This is a genomic window from Stenotrophomonas sp. YJH_SMC_48-3, assembly GCF_059369375.1.
Window position 1 is genome coordinate 94,046 of sequence record NZ_JCAFSQ010000014.1, and the last position, 17,726, is coordinate 111,771.

Genomic DNA, 17,726 nt, shown 5'->3' on the forward strand with positions numbered 1-17,726 from the left:
ATGTAGAATGTGGGGAAGCCGCCCTCGGGGGCGGAACCTTTGATTCTAAGCGCAATATCCCCGTAGATGGCCGTCCTCCGTTACCTGCAGCTCGATGTCTTCGCCGCCCGCCCCGGCACCGGCAACCCGCTGGGCGCCATCCTGGACGCCGACGGGCTCTCCAGCCGCCAGATGCAGGCCCTGGCTACCTGGCTGAACCTCTCCGAGACGGTGTTCTTCCTGCGCCCCACCGCGCCCGGCGCCGATTACCACATCCGCATCTTCACCCCGACCCGCGAGCTGGCGTTTGCCGGCCACCCCAGCGTCGGCGCCGCCTGGGCGGCGGTGACCTGCGGCCTGGCCCAGCCTCGCGACGGCGCCCTGCTGCAGCAGTGCGTGGCAGGGTTGCTGCCGGTACGGGTGAGCGGCCCGGTCGAGGCACTGCAGATCCAGCTGGCCAGCCCGCCGGCACGGCAACTGGACACGGCCGCGGACGGAGCACCCGAAACACTGCTGGCCCTCGCCGCCAACGGGCACGTGCCCGAACTCTGGGACAACGGCGCGTGCTGGTGGCTGTTGCCGCTACGCGACGCCGCCGCCGTACGCGGGCTGGCACCGGACATGGCCGCGCTGGCCGCCTGGAGTCTCGCCACCGACGCTACAGGCTTGGCCGTCTTCGCCGACGAGGCCAGCTCCGACCACACCCGCGTGGTGCGTGCCTTCTGCCCCGCTGATGCGCCCGCCGTGCCCGAGGATCCAGTGACCGGCAGTGCCAATGCGCTGATAGGCGCCTGGCTGCGGCAGCGGAATGCTCTGCCCGGCCGCGAGGGCCGCTACGTGGCCAGCCAGGGCCGCGAAGTGGGCCGCGATGGCCGCGTGCAGGTGCAGGTCGACGCGCAGGGCACGGTGTGGATCGGCGGCCAGGTGCAGCCGGTCATCGACGGCCAGATCCGTTGGCTGTAGAGCCGAGCCCACGCTCGGCTGCTTCTTCTCACACCCCGACACAGCCGAGCATGGGCTCGGCTCTACAACCGCGCGTTAAGCTGCGCGCCAACCGATCCTGGAGTTTCGCCCCGATGACCACCCGCCGTTTCCTGCAGCTGGATGTGTTCTCCCCGCGCGCCGGCGCTGGCAATCCGCTGGCCGTGGTGCTCGATGCCGAGGGCCTGGACGACGCCAGCATGCAGGCGATCGCGCGCTGGACGCGTCTGCCCGAGACCACCTTCGTGTTCCCGCCCCAGGCAGCCGGTGCCAGCTACCGGCTGCGCATGTTCAGCCCGCAGAAGGAAGTGCCGTTCGCCGGCCACCCCAGCGTCGGCACCGCGCATGCGGTGCTGCAGGTGGGCCTGGCCGGAGCGGTTGACGGTGTGCTGGTGCAGGACGGCATTGCCGGCGCGCTGCCGCTGCGCGTCAGCGGTGAGGGTACGCAACAGCGCATCGCCATCCGCACCCCGCGCGCGCAGCTGGCCGAAACTGCCGAGGCCTGCGATCCACGCCTGCAGGCTGCACTGAGGGGCTGGCCGCTGGGTTCGTTGCCGCCGGCGCGCATGCAGGGCGGGCGTAGCTGGTGGGTGGTGCAGGTGGCCGATGAAGCCGCGTTGCGCGCCCTGCAGCCCGACTGGGATGCGGTGGCCGCACTGGCCGAGTCCACCGACAGCATGGGCGTGTTCGCCTATGCCTTCAGCGATGGCGGTGAGGGATTCGATCTGGCCGTGCGTGCCTTCGTCGGCAACGGTCGCCGCTTCGAGGACGCCGCCTCGGGTGCGGCCAATGCGGTGCTTGCCGCATGGCTGGACCTGCGCGACGCGCTGCCGCGTGGGCGGACGCCGTTCGAAGTCAGCCAAGGCCGCGAAGTCGGCCATGACGCGCGCCTGACCCTGCTGGTCGATGAGGATGGCGAGGTATGGTCAGGCGGCCAGGTGCAGACCGTCATCACCGGCACCATCGATTGGTAAAGGGACACTGTAGAGCCGAGCCCGCGCTCGGCTGCTCTCCGGCCAGATCACGGGAGCTGCAGAAGCCGAGCATGGGCTCGGCTCTACAGATGCGTCGGCTCAGCCCAGTTCGGCTTCCAGGCTGATCGGCACCGCACTGAGCGCCTTGGACACCGGGCAGTTCTGCTTGGCGTCATCGGCAATGGCGCGGAACTGCGTCGCGTCGATGCCAGGCACCACCGCCTTTACCTTCAGCCGGATCTGCGACAGCTGCGGGCCGCCTTCCATCGACAGGTCGACCTTGGCTTCGGTGTCCAGCGAGGTCGGGGTAAAGCCAGCCTCGCCGAGCTTGGCCGACAGCGCCATGGTGAAACAGCCGGCATGTGCGGCGGCAATCAGCTCTTCCGGATTGGTGCCCTTTTCGTCGCCGAAGCGGCTGTTGAAGCCGTAGCGGGTCCTGTCCAGCAGTCCACTCTGCGGCGTGCTCAGCTGCCCCTTGCCCGACTTCAGATCGCCTTCCCAGTGCGCGGTGGCGTGTCGCGAGATTCCCATTGTGCTGCTCCTGCGTGGCGGTGATGAACGGCCACCCTCGCATGCCACGCGTTAGCCCTGCGTCGCTCCGCCGCACGCCCCACGTCGCCCCCGACCCCGGAAGATGGACACTTCCTCGCCAGCGCGCAACGCATTTTCCTCTTGTTTTCAGTGGTTTCGCGCAGTGCACCAATGGGCAGGCGGCGGGCTTCGAGCACGCTGACACGCCCCCAGCCCCCACCGCCGGCCATGTACTGAATCGGCCTGGATATGAAAAAACATGCACTTTCCGCGCTTCGGGCTATTGGCGGCGCCCAAGAGTTGCCCTACATTGCGCTTGCCGACGGGGTTCGGCGCCGACCAAACAACCAACCGTTCACGGAACAGGAAACCATGGCAAAGACCGCTAAGAAGGCTGCCCCGAAGAAGGCAGTGAAGAAAGTCGCGACGAAGGCAGCCGCCAAGCCGGCCGCTCCGAAGCCGATCAAGGAAGTGCTGACCAAGTCCGGCCTGGTTGCACACATCGCTGAAGCCTCCGGCGTCGTCGCCAAGGACGTCCGCGCTGTGCTGGCCTCGCTGGAAAGCGCCGTCGCCTCCTCGGTGCACAAGAAGGGCGCTGGCTCGTTCACCCTGCCGGGCCTGCTGAAGATCACCACCGTCAATGTGCCGGCCAAGCCGAAGCGCAAGGGCATCAACCCGTTCACCAAGGAAGAGCAGTGGTTCGCTGCCAAGCCGGCCACCACCAAGCTGAAGGTGCGTCCGCTGAAGAAGCTGAAGGACGCCGCGCTGTAAGCGCGCGCCCCAACGCGGATTGCAACGGGACGGCTCTGGCCGTCCCGTTTTTTTTGCGCGCTTCCCGCGCCATGCGTGGATGCGCCGCCCCGGGGCCATCCGCAACACAGCGTTGCCGCATATCGGGAAACGACCGCTCAGGCCCGCCGTCACTGGCCGGGCGCCGCCCGGCAGGCGCTGGCACGTACCGGGTGGAACACTGCGTGCAGCGGTGGCCGTCGCCGCCGGCCGTGGCCTTGCCTATGGTGGGCACATCCTCCACAGCTACGGCGAGCACCCCCATGGCCAGCCCCTCCACCCGCTACCGGATCTCGGTGACCCCCATCGAAAAGGACGGGTTGCAGTGCACCGGGCGCTGCACCATCGAACTGGAACATCGCGCCAGCCGAGACCTCATGCGCCTGCTGGAAGCGGCGCCGCGCACCGCTGGCGTCAGCGGCGACGAGCGCGCGACCCTGGTGATCGCCACCCAGCTGCTGCGCGACATCGTGCAGCGCCACGCCGAAACAGAAGGCCATGCCCTGGCCGCCATCGCCGCGCAGGTGCTGCCGGCGCTGGATGCACTGGAACAGCTGCCCTCCTCCCGCTGATCGCCGCACAGCCGATACACTGCCTCCTTCCGTTCGCCTCGGGGAGGAGGCTGGCATGCGCAGGTTCCTGATACTGATCGCACCACTGGTGCTGCTGGCCTGCTCCAGGCCGCCATCGCAATCCGACGCAGCGGATGCCGCACCGCCGGTAGCGGCCAGGACGACTGCCAGCACGAAGCCACAGACCGCCGCAGCAAGCGATGCAGCGGCTGCGCGGGCCATCGATGTCGATCCCCTGTTTGCCGCCGTCGCGGCCGACGCCGAGCTGCCCGCGGCCATGCTCAACGCGTATGTCATGGCCCTGCTCAATCGCGATCGCAAGGCCGCCGACGCCGCGTGGACTTTCCCGCCCAGCGATGCCCGGCGCGCTGACGATGCCGCATTGCGCCAGCTGACGGACGTACGCAGCCTGCGCCTGACCAGCGAGCTGCCGATCGCGCGCGACGGCCACCAGCCGCCTCAGCTGCTGGAGGTTCCGGTGCGGATCCGCGCGGTGACTCCTGAAGGCACCTTCCGCTTCGGCGGCTGGTACCGGGTGCAACCCAGCGCCGACGGCAGCGCCTGGCAGATCCAGTCGGCACAACTGCGGCCATCGCTGGACTGAACCGTTGCGGCGGCATGCACGCGCGATTCAGCCGGCAAGGCTACTCTTTGAACCATCCATTCCGCATCCATCGGTCTCTGCCATGCGCCTGCGTTCCCTGATGACCCGCCTCGCGGCCTCCACCGTGCTGATCGCCGCTGCAATCGGCGCCCAGGCTGCGCCTTCCATTTCCGGCCGGGAACTGTCGGTCGGTGCCAGCGACGTACAGCAGTACCTTGATGGCAGCTTCCCGCGCACGCAGGACGCGCTCGGCGGCCTGATCGCCCTGACGATGAGCCACCCGCAGCTGAGCCTTCCGGCCGGCGAGCGCTTGAACCTGGGCATGGATGTGGCGCTGGCCACCGCCGGTGGTAGCCCGGCCAAACTTGGTACGGTGAAGCTGAGCAGCGGCCTGCGCTACGACGCGCAGACCCAGGGGTTCCACCTGCAGCAGCCGAGCGTGGATGACTTCACCCCGGCCAACCAGGGCGGTCGTCTCGACTCCCGTACCCGCGGCCTGCTCAACGCCTGGCTGAGCGACTACGCCCAGCGGGAGCCGATCTACAAGCTGGACCCGGCCGTGGCCGGCATGCTCGGCGCCCTGCAGGTGCAGTCGGCACAGGTGAAGAACGGCAAGCTGGTGGTCACCTTCAACCAGAACCTGGGCAACCTGGTGCCAGCGGGCCTGCTGGGCAAATAAGGTAGTGCCGGCCGCTGGCCGGCACGCGTCTCACTTGCGTGCCGGCCAGGGGCCGGCACTACCGGCAAGGCATCACGCGGCAAGTGCTTTTACCACCGCCTCGCTGAAGGCCGGAATGTCATCCGGCTTGCGGCTGGTGATCACGTTACCGTCGACCACCACCTCGGCATCGCGCCAGTTCGCCCCCGCATTGGTCAGATCCTGCTGCAGGGACGGCCAGGACGTCAGCGCGCGGCCATCGGCGAGGCCACTGTTGATCAGCAGCCACGGGCCATGGCAGATCGCCGCCACAGGCTTGCCTGCTTCGTCTACTGCGCGGACAAAGCCGAGTACAGCCTCGTCGGTACGCAGCGTGTCCGGATTGATGACCCCTCCCGGCAGCACCAGGGCATCGAAGCTGGCCGGATCGGCCTCATCCAGCGGAATATCCACTGCAACGGCGTCGCCCCAGTTCTTCTCTTTCCAGCCCTTGATCGTCGCCTCCTTTGCAGGCGACACGACGCTGACGCGCGCGCCTTCGGCTTCCAGCAGCCGCTTGGGTTCGGTCAGTTCGGACTGTTCAAAGCCGTGGGTGGCAAGGATGGCAATCTGCTTGCCCTTCAATCGTTCTGCCATGGGTGCACTCCGGTTGGGGGTGCCGACAGAATGGAAGAACGGCCCTTGCAGGGCAGTGACCCTGCCGTGCACGGCAGGTGGAGAGCTCCAGGTGGTGCCGGCCGCTGGCCGGCACCTGCATCGCGCCATGCCGGCCAGCGGCCGGCCCTACCCGGTACCGGTCAGCGCTTGGGCTGCAGCATGGTGCCGGTGCACTTGGGCGAGCCGCAGCGGCACTCCCAGATCTTCTTCAGCTTGGCAGTGTGACGCTCGGCCAGAGTGATGCCGTAGTTGTAGGTCAGTTCCTCGCCGGGCGTGATGTCACGCAGCGCCTCGATGAACACCTTGTCACCGCGGCTGTCGCCGTCCTCGTCTTCCTCGATCACGGCCTCGCAGTTCGGCTCGCAGCTGTGGTTGATCCAGCGCGCGTCATTGCCTTTGTAGTTGGCATCGATCACCCAGTCGTCGTTGAGGGTGAACAGGAAGGTGTGGCCGCTTTCGACGTCGCCGCTGTCATCGGCATCAACATCGCCGTGGCTGCGCAGCAGGCCCTTGTACTGGATCACGCGCTCGCCCTGCTTGATCGGGGCCACGGCGAACACGCCGTTGCCATGGATGGCGGACTTGCGGGCTTGGATCTTCTTCGGCATCGGCACGGGCTGTTTGCAGCGGATGGAACCTGGATTCTCGCCCATTCCGGGTGATTGCGAAAATCACCCCGGTAGCGCAGCATGGCGCCCCGGCAACGGCCCGGCGCGTCCTCCCGCCCGGCCCAGCGCCGGCTGAATGCCCGGGTTGGATGGCGGCGAATAAAAGCGTACAATTTCAGTCCGCTTTAAGAACCACTCGCATCCCCATGTTGCGTGTCACCAAGCTCACCGATTACGCCACCGTGGTACTGACCGTGCTTGCCGCCCGTCCGGGCGAGGTGCTCAGTGCCACCGAGCTGGCCGAATTCACCGGCCTGGAGCCGCCCACCGTCAGCAAGGTGCTCAAGCCACTGGCCCAGGCCGGCCTGGTCGAAGGCCTGCGCGGTGTCCGTGGCGGCTACCGCCTGACCCGCCCGGCCATCGAGATCTCGCTGTTCGAAGTGGTCGAAGCGATGGAAGGGCCGCTGGCCCTGACCGAATGCAGCCACGACCACCACCAGTGCGGCATGGCGCCCAAGTGCGGCGCGCGCAGCAGTTGGCGGCTGATCAACGACGTGGTCTCCGAGGCCCTGCGCGATGTCACCCTCGCCCAGATCCTGCCCCCTCTTCCCCTTGCCGATGACGAACAGCGCCGCACCATCGCTGTCGACGTCGTCTCCTGATCCACAGGCAGCCCCCCCATGGCCACCGAAACCATCGAAAACGTCGCCCACGACGACACCCCCAACCGCGAGATCCACGAGCAGCTCGGCCGCAAGTATTCGGCCGGCTTCATCACCGAGATCGAGTCGGACTCCCTGCCGCCGGGCCTGGACGAGGACACCATCCGTGCCCTGTCGGCCAAGAAGGACGAGCCGGAGTGGATGACGCAGTGGCGCCTGGACGCCTACCGCCACTTCCTGACCCTGCCGATGCCGGACTGGGCCAAGCTGGAGATCGCCCCGATCGACCTGCAGGCGCTCAGCTACTACTCCGCGCCCAAGGGCCCGAAGTACGCCTCGCTGGATGACGTGCCCAAGGAGCTTCTGGACACCTACGACAAGCTGGGCGTGCCGCTGCACGAGCGCGCCAAGCTGGCCGGCGTGGCGGTGGATGCGGTGTTCGACTCGGTGTCGGTCGGTACCACCTTCCGCAAGGAACTCGCCGAGAAGGGCATCATCTTCTGCTCGATGTCCGAGGCCATCAAGGAGCACCCGGAGCTGGTGCGCCAGTACCTGGGCACCGTGGTGCCGGTCGGCGACAACTACTTCGCCGCGCTCAACTCGGCGGTGTTCTCCGATGGCAGCTTCGTGTTCATCCCCAAGGGCGTACGCTGCCCGATGGAACTGAGCACCTACTTCCGCATCAACGCCGGCCACACCGGCCAGTTCGAGCGCACCCTGATCGTGTGTGAGGACAAGGCCTACGTGTCCTACCTGGAAGGCTGCACCGCGCCGATGCGCGACGAGAACCAGCTGCACGCCGCCGTGGTCGAGCTGGTCGCGCTGGAAGACGCGGAGATCAAGTACTCCACCGTGCAGAACTGGTACCCGGGCGACGAGAACGGCGTCGGCGGCATCTACAACTTCGTCACCAAGCGTGCCGAATGCCGTGGCGCGCGCAGCAAGGTCACCTGGACCCAGGTCGAGACCGGCTCGGCGATCACCTGGAAGTACCCGTCCTGCGTGCTGCTGGGCGACGACTCGGTGGGTGAGTTCCACTCCGTGGCGCTGACCCATCACCGCCAGCAGGCCGACACCGGCACCAAGATGATCCACGTCGGCAAGCGCACCAAGAGCAAGATCGTCAGCAAGGGCATCAGCGCCGGCCGCGGCCAGAACACCTACCGCGGCCTGGTGCGGGTGGACCGCAACGCCGATGGCGCGCGCAACTACACCCAGTGCGATTCGCTGCTGATCGGCAAGCAGTGCGGCGCGCACACCTTCCCCTACATCGAGGTGAAGAACCCGGGCGCCACCGTCGAGCACGAGGCCACCACCTCCAAGATCTCCGACGACCAGCTGTTCTACTGCCGCGCCCGTGGCATCAGCCAGGAAGACGCGGTGTCGATGATCGTCGACGGCTTCTGCAAGCAGGTGTTCCGCGAACTGCCGATGGAGTTCGCGGTGGAAGCCAAGAAGCTGCTGGAAGTCTCGCTGGAAGGTTCGGTGGGCTGACCGCCCGCCCCTGCCCCTCGCAAACGCATTCTCTTTACCGGCGGGCCGCGGCCCGCCCCACGGAAATCCCCACCATGCTGAAGATCGAAAACCTCCACGCCCGCATCGGCGACAAGGAAATCCTCAAGGGCCTGTCGCTGGACGTCCAGCCGGGCCAGGTGCACGCCATCATGGGCCCGAACGGCGCCGGCAAGTCCACCCTGGGCAATGTCCTGGCCGGCCGCGACGGCTACGAAGTGACCGAAGGCAGCGTGCAGTTCGACGGCGTCGACCTGCTCGACCAGGACCCGGAAGCGCGCGCCGCCGCCGGCCTGTTCCTGGCGTTCCAGTACCCGGTGGAAATCCCGGGCGTGAACAACACCTACTTCCTGCGCGCGGCACTGAACGCCCAGCGCAAGGCACGCGGCGAGGAAGAACTCGATTCCATGCAGTTCCTCAAGCTGGTGCGCCAGAAGCTGGCCGTGCTGCACCTGAAGGACGAACTGCTGCACCGTGGCGTCAACGAAGGCTTCTCCGGTGGCGAGAAGAAGCGCAACGAGATCTTCCAGCTGGCCGTGCTGGAACCGAAGCTGGCGATCCTGGACGAAACCGACTCGGGCCTGGACATCGATGCGCTGAAGAGCGTGGCCGATGGCGTCAACGCACTGCGCGCCGCCGACCGCTCGTTCCTGGTCATCACCCACTACCAGCGCCTGCTGGACTACATCAAGCCGGACGTGGTGCACGTGCTGGCCGATGGCCGCATCGTCAAGACCGGTGGCCCGGAACTGGCCCTGGAACTGGAAGCGCACGGCTATGATTTCCTGAAGGACCGGGTCGTGCCCGAGGCGGCGGTCTGATGAGCGCCTTGCTTGATTCGATGGCCCAGGCCTTCTGCGGCAGCGATGCGCGCCGCGAAGTGCTGGATGCGGCCCTGCGTGACGGCCTGCCGGCCGCCCGCAACGAGGCTTGGAAGTACACCTCGCTGCGGCAGCTGGAACGCCGTGCGTTCGCTGCGGCACCGCTGCAGGGCCCGGCGCTGGACGCCGCCCTGCTGGAGGACATTCCGGCACCGCGCCTGGTGTTCGTCAACGGCCGTCTGGATGCCGCGCTGAGCGACGTGCAGGCCTTGCCGGCCGGCGTGCAGCTGCAGCCGCTGTCGGTCGCACTGGCCGCTGGCGAAGATGCCGTGCGTTTCCTCGGCCGCCGCTACGAGCGCAGCGAGGAGATCTTCGCCCGCCTGAATGCCGCGCTGGCCGATGAAGGCGTGGTGCTGCGCGTGGATGAAGGCGTGCAGGTCGAAACGCCGCTGCAGCTGGTATTCGCCAGCGTCGCCGGCGACACCGACCTGGCCTGGCATCACCGCCACCTGATCGAACTGCGTGCCGGCGCCAGCCTGGGCGTGGTCGAGCACCGCTTCAGCGTGGGTGACTCCGCCCACCTGGACAACACCGTGCTGCATGCCCACGTCGCTCGCGATGCCGTGCTCAAGCACGCCCGCGTGCAGGCCGGCAGCGCGCGCCAGACCAGCTTCCTGCGCACCGACGCCGTGCTGGCCCGCGACGCGCAGTACCACCGCGTGGACCTGGAACTGGGCGCCGCACTCAGCCGCCATGAACTGAACGTGCGCCTGGAAGGTGACAACGCCCAGCTGACCGCCAACGGCGTGCTGCTTGGCAATGGCCGCCGCCACGTCGAAACCCGCCTGGGTATCGACCACATTGCACGCGATACCGCCTGCGAGCTGCTGTGGCGCGGCGTCGCCGCCAACCGCAGCCGCGTGGTGTTCCATGGTGGCATCCAGATCCGCGAAGGCGCCGATGGCACCGACGCGAACCTGTCCAACAAGAACCTGCTGCTGTCGGCCGATGCCGAGATCGACACCCAGCCAACGCTGGTGATCGACGCCGATGAAGTGAAGGCCGCGCATGGCGCGACCGTCGGCCAGCTCGACGCCAATGCGCTGTTCTACCTGCGCTCGCGCGGCCTGCCGCAGGCACAGGCGCAGGCACTGCTGAGCGCCGCGTTCTGCCACGAGCCGTTGAAGATTCTGCCGGACGCACTGCGTGCGCAGCTGGCACGCCGCCTGGACAAGGCCCTCGCCGAGGCGGGTGTGGCATGAACCTGTCCACGCCGCGACCGATCGAAGAACGCACCGGCGCCCCCGACTGGGACCGCGTCCGCCTCGACTTCCCGCTGCTGATGCGTGAAGTGCATGGCAAGCCGCTGGTCTATTTCGACAATGCCAACACCGGCCAGAAGCCGGTGCAGGTGATCGGCGCGGTGGACGAGTTCTACCGCCGCTACAACGCCAACGTCAGCCGCGCGGTGCATGCACTGGGCAGCGAAGCCACCGACGCCTACGAAGGCGCACGCAACACGCTGGCACGCTTCCTCAACGTGCGCCCCAGCGACCTGGTGCTGTGCAGCGGCACCACCTTCGCCATCAACCTGGTGGCCTACTCGTGGGCGCTGCCGCGGCTGAAGGCCGGTGACGTGATCCTGATCACGCGCATGGAGCACCACGCCAACATCGTGCCGTGGCAGCTGGTCGCGCAGCGTACCGGTGCCACCATCCGCGTGGCCGAGATCACCCCCGATGGCGCGCTGGACCTGGATGCGCTGCGCGCGGCGATGACCCCGGAGGTCAAGCTGCTGGCCGTCACCCACGTCTCCAACGTGCTGGGCACGGTCAACCCGGTGCGCGAGATCTGCCGCGAAGCGCGCAAGCGCGGCATCATCACCGTGGTCGATGGCTCGCAGGCCGTGCCGCACCGCAAGGTCGACGTGGCCGCGATCGGCTGCGACTTCTACGCCATCACCGGCCACAAGATGTGCGGCCCGACCGGCACCGGTGCGCTGTGGGCGCGCCGCGAGCACCTGGACGCGATGCCGCCGTTCCTCGGTGGCGGCGAGATGATCAAGGAAGTCAGCTTCGACGGCACCGTGTTCAACGATGCCCCGCACAAATTCGAAGCCGGCACCCCGAACATCGCCGGTTTCATCGGCCTGGGTGTGGCTGCCGACTACCTGCAGCAGCTTGGCCAGGAGAACGTGGAAGCACGCGAAGCCGAACTGCTGGCGCACTTCACCGAAGAACTGCGCCGCGTCGACGGCCTGCGCATCATCGGCGAAGCGCCGGAGAAGGCTGCGGTGGTCTCGTTCCTGATCGATGGCGCGCATGCGCACGATCTGGCCACCCTTCTGGATCTGGAAGGCGTGGCCGTGCGCTCGGGTCAGCACTGCGCACACCCGCTGCTGCAGTACTTCGGCGTCGCGGCTACCTGCCGCGCCTCGCTCGCGTTCTACAACACGCATGCCGAGATCGAGCGGTTCATGACGGCGTTGACGAAGGTGCGAAAGCTGCTGGGCTGAAGATTCGCCAGAATCGAGGAAGTATGAGAACGTCGCAGGAAACTGCGGCGTTTTTTATTGCGCACTGAACGCAACCAAGCAGAGGCGTGACCGGGAAGCACCGAGTGATGCCAGGAACGGGCAATCTCACCCTAATGCCGATCCATCCACCATCAACGGCCTTGAGGCACCGTCTCCTACATGCCAACAAGCATGGATACCCCGGATGCAATCAAGAAGACGTACATCATCACGACGCCCCTCAGCACCCACCGTTCCCCCTGATGGAGCGTCTGCCCTTTGGAAGTAAGGGCAAGCACTGCAATACCGCGCAAGCACCTAAGCCACCAATCAACCTTGATGATTCCAACTGCAGCGAGTACTTCCGGCCGTTCACGCTCGATTTTAAGCAACATCCTGTGAGCCGCAAATGCGTTTATCCACATGGCACCTAGAATGATGGAAGCCCAAATGGGGAAGCTCTCAACAAGGCTTTTCATCGTTCTTCACCCTGGCACCGCGCTATAAAAACTCGTCAAACAGGCGCCGAAGATCAAATCAATCCGCAATTTCTGCAATACGGCAAACCCCTCCACCCACATCCGCCTCAACTCTGACGTAGAGATTATTCGTAAAATACACATCCCCATGGCAAACCACGCGGACACTGCTCTCGTAGTAAGTTACAAGAAGTGAGGAATCAGTAGCGACCTCAGGCTTCACAACCCTGCTTTCACCGACAGGAATTGATCCTACGCCTACCACACCACCGCCAACCTCCAAGCTGACGCCATAAATCACGCTCCTTCCAACATTCTTTACAACAATCACCGGATCCGACAACCAATCACAACCCTGCAACCCCAGCGAAAGAACCACAGCAGCCAGGCATGATTGGATTCGACCACTCCACGCGGTTGAGTGCTCAGCACCCAGCTTGCATTTCGCCATTTCTTGCAGCCTCCGAACATTGAAACGACTTCCTGTGCGACTGCCGGAGCCACACAAGCCACGGCCCCACCGCGAGTACCACCCGAATCAACAGCAAACAGAGCCATTCATGGCTTAGTCCCAATTCAATACGCCGCGGGTGACGGAAAAGCCTGCGGAGCATGCCGAACAATCACCGGCGTTGCAGGCCCTTTGAAGCTACTCCATCACATAGCGCCCGCACACCCAATCTTCTACGTAGCAATCAGCTATGGATTCGATGCGTTCAATGGCGCAAGAAGCCCCTTGACGTACCCACCGAGACCAACTACGTCCTCAGCTGTACCAATCAGGTCCCGTCGCATCATCTTCTCGACATGCTCTACACCACCAAGTCGCGCGACAACATCCGCAAGGAAAGTGACATCTCCCGCAAATAACGTCACGTCCTGATCCAGCTTTACAACCCAGCGACCATCACGCGAAAACAAGAAATGATCACGCATGAAGTTCCCATCTTCCAGCCAGTAGGAGCGCAGGCCATCCAGACCTCGCTCAATTTCCACGGGGCTTCCCCTGTCGGAGCACTCTGAACATCGAACCGCGCACATTGCGATATCTGCAAAGTGCTCCGAAAGTGCGCTCAGCCACGCCGCCCAAACATCGTTCGGAGCAAAGTCCTCATACAGGTTGCGATCAAACGCCATCCCTGCCCAGTCCTCCCGGAGGAGAGGGAGATCCGGAGGGTTAGCATCCGAGAGGGATGCCGCAATGCAGTCTGGCAAGCAACATTTATTGCTCATGGCTTTTCTGACTGCACTCAAGCCCACTCATCAATACTCCGCCTAACGGCCAACACCTGTGCTTCGGCATAGCGGGGATCGCGAATACGGATATCGGCATCATCAAGATAGTGCCATATCACGTGAGGAACCCCTATTTCATACGAACTTGACCGAATCACGTTCTTGATAAATTCCGCCCTCTGGTACCAGCCAGACACCTGTTCCTCGGAAGCAGGCTCGGATTCCAACAGCCTCCGCAGACAGGCTAGAACGATATTCTTTTCATCGATAGCGCTCAATGCGAAACCTCATATTATTCAACCAAGGGGAAATTCCCCCAAAGCCTATCGGCGTGATCGATCAGCTCGCAATGACACAGACGCAATCGCGCAACGTGGAGAACTGAGCTGCCCAGGAGTGCCATGGCGTACTGTGACATCTGCGACTCTACCAGCGATCGAGAACGTTCCGAGGCCCCTTCCTGGCAAGTTTCACCCCTAACACGGGGAACATGTGATCACATGTTAGGCGCGCCTTTGAATCATCCCGCTTTCCTGCCATAGAAGGCAGAAATGAAAGCACATGACGTCATTTCCACAACCTATCACTCACTTCAGATCTTCAAGATTGACGAGCACGTCCCCAAATTTCGCACGTGGCACGGGACCAGGGATTCGTAGGGAGCGAACTTCAAGGGGGGCGTGAATTTCGCCAAGCAGCAGATCACCTGTCGAATTGTCAGCTTCTCTTGTCCTGTACACCCCAATTATCGAAACCCATGAATACGCGTATTCGTCAAATACGCCTCGCTGCATATCTACTGGACCTCTAATTCGAACTTGAGTCTCCTCAGTCACTCCGGCCTCAAACAACTCTTTGCTTGAATTCAGTACAAAGAGCCCCCCACTCACCCCGAGATACCCCTCCATCCGCACCAACTTTCCATCGAATAGCCGGGGCGTAGCAGCTAGTTCCCGGAAGCTGACTCGGCAAGCGGAGCTGCCCTCGACCCCACAGCTCTTTCCAGACGGTTCGCCCCCGCCTTCTTGATGCCTGCAACCAGCCCCGTAGAAAATAAAAAAAATAACCATGAAAAACCGGAAATCAACATTCACGCCCACACCTCTGCGTCGCCATCCAGCGCCATGGGATACCGCTCACCTTCTTCGCTCCACACCCATAAACCCAAGCTCCTCCTGCCAGCCGAAAAGTGCGCGGAATCATTGATAGCCAAGCTCATCAACAATAGCCTTGCACTCGGGATCCAAATCGACATGAAATGATTTCAACTCCCCGGACGGCAGTTTTCCGTCGTCCGAGCGATGCATTACTGCATATCCTCGCAGCCCTGCCACCGTCCCCTCAGGAGCAATGTCGTAGACATCCCCACCCCACCCCCGCGACGACTTTACATAGTCGGCCACCACCAAAAGACAGTTGTCATCCAGCCGACCGCTTCCTATTTAATGTAGCGAACAACCAGCGACAGATACAAGACATAGCACTGAAGTGCGCGCAAACCCTTGAAGAACCATCGCTGGTCGTCGGCATCGAGATGAACTTGTAGATTTCACAGCACTCCCGCCACTTGTCGAGAAACCCAGGAAGGAACACCGTGGGCCGCGTGTCCACCCGCGTTTGCGGTGGTGATTCTATCAATAGCGCGTCAGCCACTGTTTGACGACAACGTGCTCCCATTCTACTTGGGATAGCCATTCGCCCATCACCCCTTCAGCCATGACCATCCGAACCACCTCACCAGAAAGCTCATACACCGTACGCTCGATGACATTTCCATTGACAGCGGTAATCACCGCCGGTGAAGCCAACGCATCGGTGCAAGTGTACATGACCACTTCATCGGCAGCGCCCAGCACTATATACAGGCCATGCGCACCAACACCGCGAGTGCCGCCCGAATCAGTGGAAAGCCAGCCCTTTTTCCCTCCGACAGCCCACCCTCGACCTCTCGGCAATAATCGTCACACACTCATTCAAAGGAAGCCCACAGGTGTCAGCCGACTTGACGACACCATAACGATCGACCAAGACGAAATATACCCTTAACCTTTCGCTTCCATCCTGATCAAATGATCTCCTGACATCAATTAAATGCACCCTGCATATTTGTGCTTCTGGCACATTTTCGAAAGAATTGAAAACTGACTCGATCGCCAATTCGTATTGATTAGCCGCTGCGTTTCCCGGATCATGATTCATGACCACATCCAAACGTTTATCTCTTCCGCCACAGGCGGCAATTCCTAAAAAACAAAGCGCCGCCACAATAATACCGGCCAGCCACCCAAAGCGATCAAGCACTTGGGAATTTCTCACTGAAATACCTCCCAAAACTTGGCGCACCCGCAATCTACATCCTTTCACAGAACCCGAGCATTCGCTTCACAATGATCGAGGCACACTGGCGTTCGTCAATACCACAAGTCCCCGCAGTCAAGAGTTTCCCGCTACCATCAGTCAATACATAGAAAATCCTTCTATTTCTCCGCCCCTCCCGAGAGAGTTCGAGCTGCGATACCACTAACTCTGCATTCACTTCCCGCTCCCCATCCACAGGGCGCGAATGTATGAGTTCATCCATATCAGCATGGATCTTCTGAGATGAGGAGCTGTCGTGGTCCTGGTTGGCCACCCGAAGAAGACAACCGCGGTCCTGCACACAGGAGGCAAGAAGCAGCATCGGTAAGGCAGCAGATAGAGAAATTATGATCTTCATCGAGACCTGCCCAACCAATAACCTCGAGTTCAAACCAGAATGCGCTCCGCACCACCCGTTCCTATCATCGAATCCGAACGAATTATTATCGGCATTCGCGCAACTGCTGCCTCTAATTGGAGAGCCCCACCCCGCAAGGTGGAACCCCGACCCGTTCATGCCGCAATCTCTGAAGATCCATCTCCATCAGTTCGCGCGTAGTCTCCGGCGGATCAAGACGCAAGCCTTCCTCGAGGATTTGCATTGCGCGCTTACAGTCCCCCCCGCCTTGCTCAAGGGAGAGGAACAGTGCCAATCGCTGCATTGAACTAACGTCCATTCGTGCGACCCCCTCCTCAAGCCAGTAGCGATACCGCTCCATGTCGCCACGCGTCGAGTAGTGCCATTCGAGCTTTAGACGGGCCTCTGCATTCCCGTTTTCAGCCATCGAAATCTGATGTTCCAATTCTTCCTGGGAAAGGGCCAAACTTGGCGCTTCATCATGTTTCTCATTTCGGGAAAGCCGCTCTTCCTGGGGCTCCCCGTTACCGCAGCCAACAAGCAGCAAAGACAAAACAACGGAATTCGAAAGAATTTTCATTGCTTCACCTTCACCGTTTCTATTCTACGAATTCTGGACCCCAATTCAGGCTCAGCAAACTGATAGGATATTGAACCATCAGCTTTGATCGTAATCGAACGAATGGCGGGACCCGTCGGCCCCGTCCCTCCAGGCGAGAACCTTTGCCATACACCTGCACCTCCGGTTCCGTTCTCACCCATACTGACACGGAGCGTCATATCATCTCCAGGCTTGTAGTTTTTTGGATAGCGAACGAATCCGTTGGGAGCATATACGGACGACTTATTCAGGTTCGCCCATCCCTGAGCAAAAGCCTTTGCCTGACCGATTTCCGCCCCAAGGTGGCAACCTGCCATGAATATTTCCTGGCCCTGTTTTAGCCCAAACTGGGTCCGAGCCATATCCCATGAGCTGACTGTGGAGTAGTTTTCCATGCGCCCCCCTCGCTGGTCCTGAATGACCATGTTATTGGCGTGCCCTGCGACCGTGAACTTGCCCGGAATGTTGAGCGCATCTCCTGCCGCTCTCAGCCCGTTCGGATCAGCTTCACTGAACACGTTCATGTCTGCCCTGCCGTCCGGATCCTTGAACTTATACGGATTGGCAGAAGCGTAGCGATAGCGATTGAATGAAGCCCCTTCCGAACTAGCTGCAACTGGATCAGCCCCCAGAAATGCGACAGTTTGGAAGTCATAGTACCGCTGCTGCATGTAACTCAGCCCGGTCCCGGAGTCCGTCACATGCCCCGTATATCCCGGCCCATCCTTCAACGGCCGATTCACCACCGCCCCATACGGCTCATACACCGTACGCTCGATGACGTTTCCGCTGGCATCGGTGATCGCCACCGGTGAACCCAGTGCATCAGTG

At 62.9% G+C, this 17,726-nt stretch carries 20 protein-coding genes; 11 read left to right on the plus strand and 9 right to left on the minus strand.

Annotated features, from left to right (window positions below; all coding sequences use genetic code 11):
- Positions 1–66: 66 nt before the first annotated feature.
- Complete coding sequence (locus AC5P65_RS18915; protein ID WP_111098230.1) at positions 67–942, plus strand: PhzF family phenazine biosynthesis protein; 876 nt, start codon at positions 67–69, stop codon at positions 940–942.
- Between the two features lie 113 nt (positions 943–1,055).
- A complete protein-coding gene (locus AC5P65_RS18920) occupies positions 1,056–1,934 on the plus strand; it encodes a PhzF family phenazine biosynthesis protein (RefSeq protein WP_019659395.1) in 879 nt (292 codons plus the stop codon).
- Between the two features lie 99 nt (positions 1,935–2,033).
- On the opposite strand, the gene AC5P65_RS18925 is transcribed toward AC5P65_RS18920, so the two are convergent.
- The gene (locus AC5P65_RS18925; protein WP_111098229.1) at positions 2,034–2,465 is read right to left on the minus strand and encodes an OsmC family protein; all 432 of its coding nucleotides are present in this window, start codon (positions 2,463–2,465) and stop codon (positions 2,034–2,036) included.
- 372 nt (positions 2,466–2,837) lie between these two features.
- On the opposite strand from AC5P65_RS18925, the gene AC5P65_RS18930 reads away from it, so the two are divergent.
- The 4 genes from AC5P65_RS18930 to AC5P65_RS18945 all read left to right on the plus strand — a co-directional run bounded on the left by AC5P65_RS18930 (position 2,838) and on the right by AC5P65_RS18945 (position 5,109).
- On the plus strand, positions 2,838–3,236 hold the full coding sequence (locus tag AC5P65_RS18930) for an HU family DNA-binding protein (protein ID WP_005408442.1): 399 nt from the start codon (positions 2,838–2,840) through the stop codon (positions 3,234–3,236).
- A gap of 281 nt (positions 3,237–3,517) precedes the next feature.
- A complete protein-coding gene (locus AC5P65_RS18935) occupies positions 3,518–3,826 on the plus strand; it encodes a DUF3861 family protein (protein WP_019659397.1) in 309 nt (102 codons plus the stop codon).
- Between the two features lie 55 nt (positions 3,827–3,881).
- Positions 3,882–4,430 carry a hypothetical protein gene (locus tag AC5P65_RS18940; protein ID WP_019659398.1) on the plus strand — a complete coding sequence of 183 codons (549 nt, stop codon included), beginning with the start codon at positions 3,882–3,884 and terminating at the stop codon, positions 4,428–4,430.
- A gap of 82 nt (positions 4,431–4,512) precedes the next feature.
- A complete protein-coding gene (locus AC5P65_RS18945) occupies positions 4,513–5,109 on the plus strand; it encodes a YceB family lipoprotein (protein WP_019659399.1) in 597 nt (198 codons plus the stop codon).
- A 72-nt stretch (positions 5,110–5,181) separates the two neighbouring features.
- Here the strand turns inward: AC5P65_RS18945 and AC5P65_RS18950 are convergent, their stop codons facing one another.
- Both AC5P65_RS18950 and AC5P65_RS18955 read right to left on the minus strand, forming a co-directional pair.
- Positions 5,182–5,724 carry a type 1 glutamine amidotransferase domain-containing protein gene (locus AC5P65_RS18950; RefSeq protein ID WP_019659400.1) on the minus strand — a complete coding sequence of 181 codons (543 nt, stop codon included), beginning with the start codon at positions 5,722–5,724 and terminating at the stop codon, positions 5,182–5,184.
- Between the two features lie 161 nt (positions 5,725–5,885).
- A complete protein-coding gene (locus AC5P65_RS18955) occupies positions 5,886–6,353 on the minus strand; it encodes an SET domain-containing protein (protein WP_026346957.1) in 468 nt (155 codons plus the stop codon).
- Positions 6,354–6,559: 206 nt separating this feature from the next.
- Here AC5P65_RS18955 and AC5P65_RS18960 point away from each other — a divergent pair, with 206 nt between their 5' ends.
- The 5 genes from AC5P65_RS18960 to AC5P65_RS18980 all read left to right on the plus strand — a co-directional run bounded on the left by AC5P65_RS18960 (position 6,560) and on the right by AC5P65_RS18980 (position 11,863).
- Positions 6,560–7,015, plus strand: a complete 456-nt coding sequence (locus AC5P65_RS18960; protein ID WP_005408436.1) for an SUF system Fe-S cluster assembly regulator — start codon at positions 6,560–6,562, stop codon at positions 7,013–7,015.
- An 18-nt stretch (positions 7,016–7,033) separates the two neighbouring features.
- Positions 7,034–8,509 carry a Fe-S cluster assembly protein SufB gene (gene sufB / locus AC5P65_RS18965; RefSeq protein WP_019659402.1) on the plus strand — a complete coding sequence of 492 codons (1,476 nt, stop codon included), beginning with the start codon at positions 7,034–7,036 and terminating at the stop codon, positions 8,507–8,509.
- 74 nt (positions 8,510–8,583) lie between these two features.
- Positions 8,584–9,348, plus strand: coding sequence for a Fe-S cluster assembly ATPase SufC (gene sufC, locus AC5P65_RS18970; RefSeq protein WP_111098228.1), 765 nt, complete (start codon positions 8,584–8,586; stop codon positions 9,346–9,348).
- Complete coding sequence (sufD, locus tag AC5P65_RS18975; protein WP_057502964.1) at positions 9,348–10,610, plus strand: Fe-S cluster assembly protein SufD; 1,263 nt, start codon at positions 9,348–9,350, stop codon at positions 10,608–10,610. The genes sufC and sufD overlap by 1 nt, the downstream gene beginning before the upstream one ends.
- Positions 10,607–11,863 carry a cysteine desulfurase gene (locus tag AC5P65_RS18980; protein WP_010483557.1) on the plus strand — a complete coding sequence of 419 codons (1,257 nt, stop codon included), beginning with the start codon at positions 10,607–10,609 and terminating at the stop codon, positions 11,861–11,863. Before sufD ends, AC5P65_RS18980 begins: the two co-directional genes overlap by 4 nt.
- 176 nt (positions 11,864–12,039) lie before the next feature.
- Here the strand turns inward: AC5P65_RS18980 and AC5P65_RS18985 are convergent, their stop codons facing one another.
- From AC5P65_RS18985 to AC5P65_RS19010, 6 genes are all read right to left on the minus strand, one after another.
- Positions 12,040–12,342 carry a hypothetical protein gene (locus AC5P65_RS18985; RefSeq protein ID WP_021203140.1) on the minus strand — a complete coding sequence of 101 codons (303 nt, stop codon included), beginning with the start codon at positions 12,340–12,342 and terminating at the stop codon, positions 12,040–12,042.
- A 699-nt stretch (positions 12,343–13,041) separates the two neighbouring features.
- Positions 13,042–13,479: a hypothetical protein gene (locus tag AC5P65_RS18990; RefSeq protein ID WP_111098227.1), complete on the minus strand. Its 438-nt coding sequence runs from the start codon at positions 13,477–13,479 to the stop codon at positions 13,042–13,044.
- A 1,733-nt stretch (positions 13,480–15,212) separates the two neighbouring features.
- A complete protein-coding gene (locus tag AC5P65_RS18995) occupies positions 15,213–15,407 on the minus strand; it encodes a hypothetical protein (RefSeq protein WP_049413427.1) in 195 nt (64 codons plus the stop codon).
- Between the two features lie 70 nt (positions 15,408–15,477).
- Positions 15,478–15,921 (minus strand): hypothetical protein, encoded by a 444-nt coding sequence (locus AC5P65_RS19000; RefSeq protein WP_146256798.1) that lies wholly within the window; start codon positions 15,919–15,921, stop codon positions 15,478–15,480.
- Positions 15,922–16,406: 485 nt separating this feature from the next.
- Positions 16,407–16,874, minus strand: a complete 468-nt coding sequence (locus AC5P65_RS19005) for a hypothetical protein (protein WP_146256797.1) — start codon at positions 16,872–16,874, stop codon at positions 16,407–16,409.
- On the minus strand, positions 16,871–17,726 hold an 856-nt coding region (locus AC5P65_RS19010), incomplete at its 5' end, for an RHS repeat domain-containing protein (protein ID WP_495215794.1). The genes AC5P65_RS19010 and AC5P65_RS19005, both read right to left, overlap by 4 nt.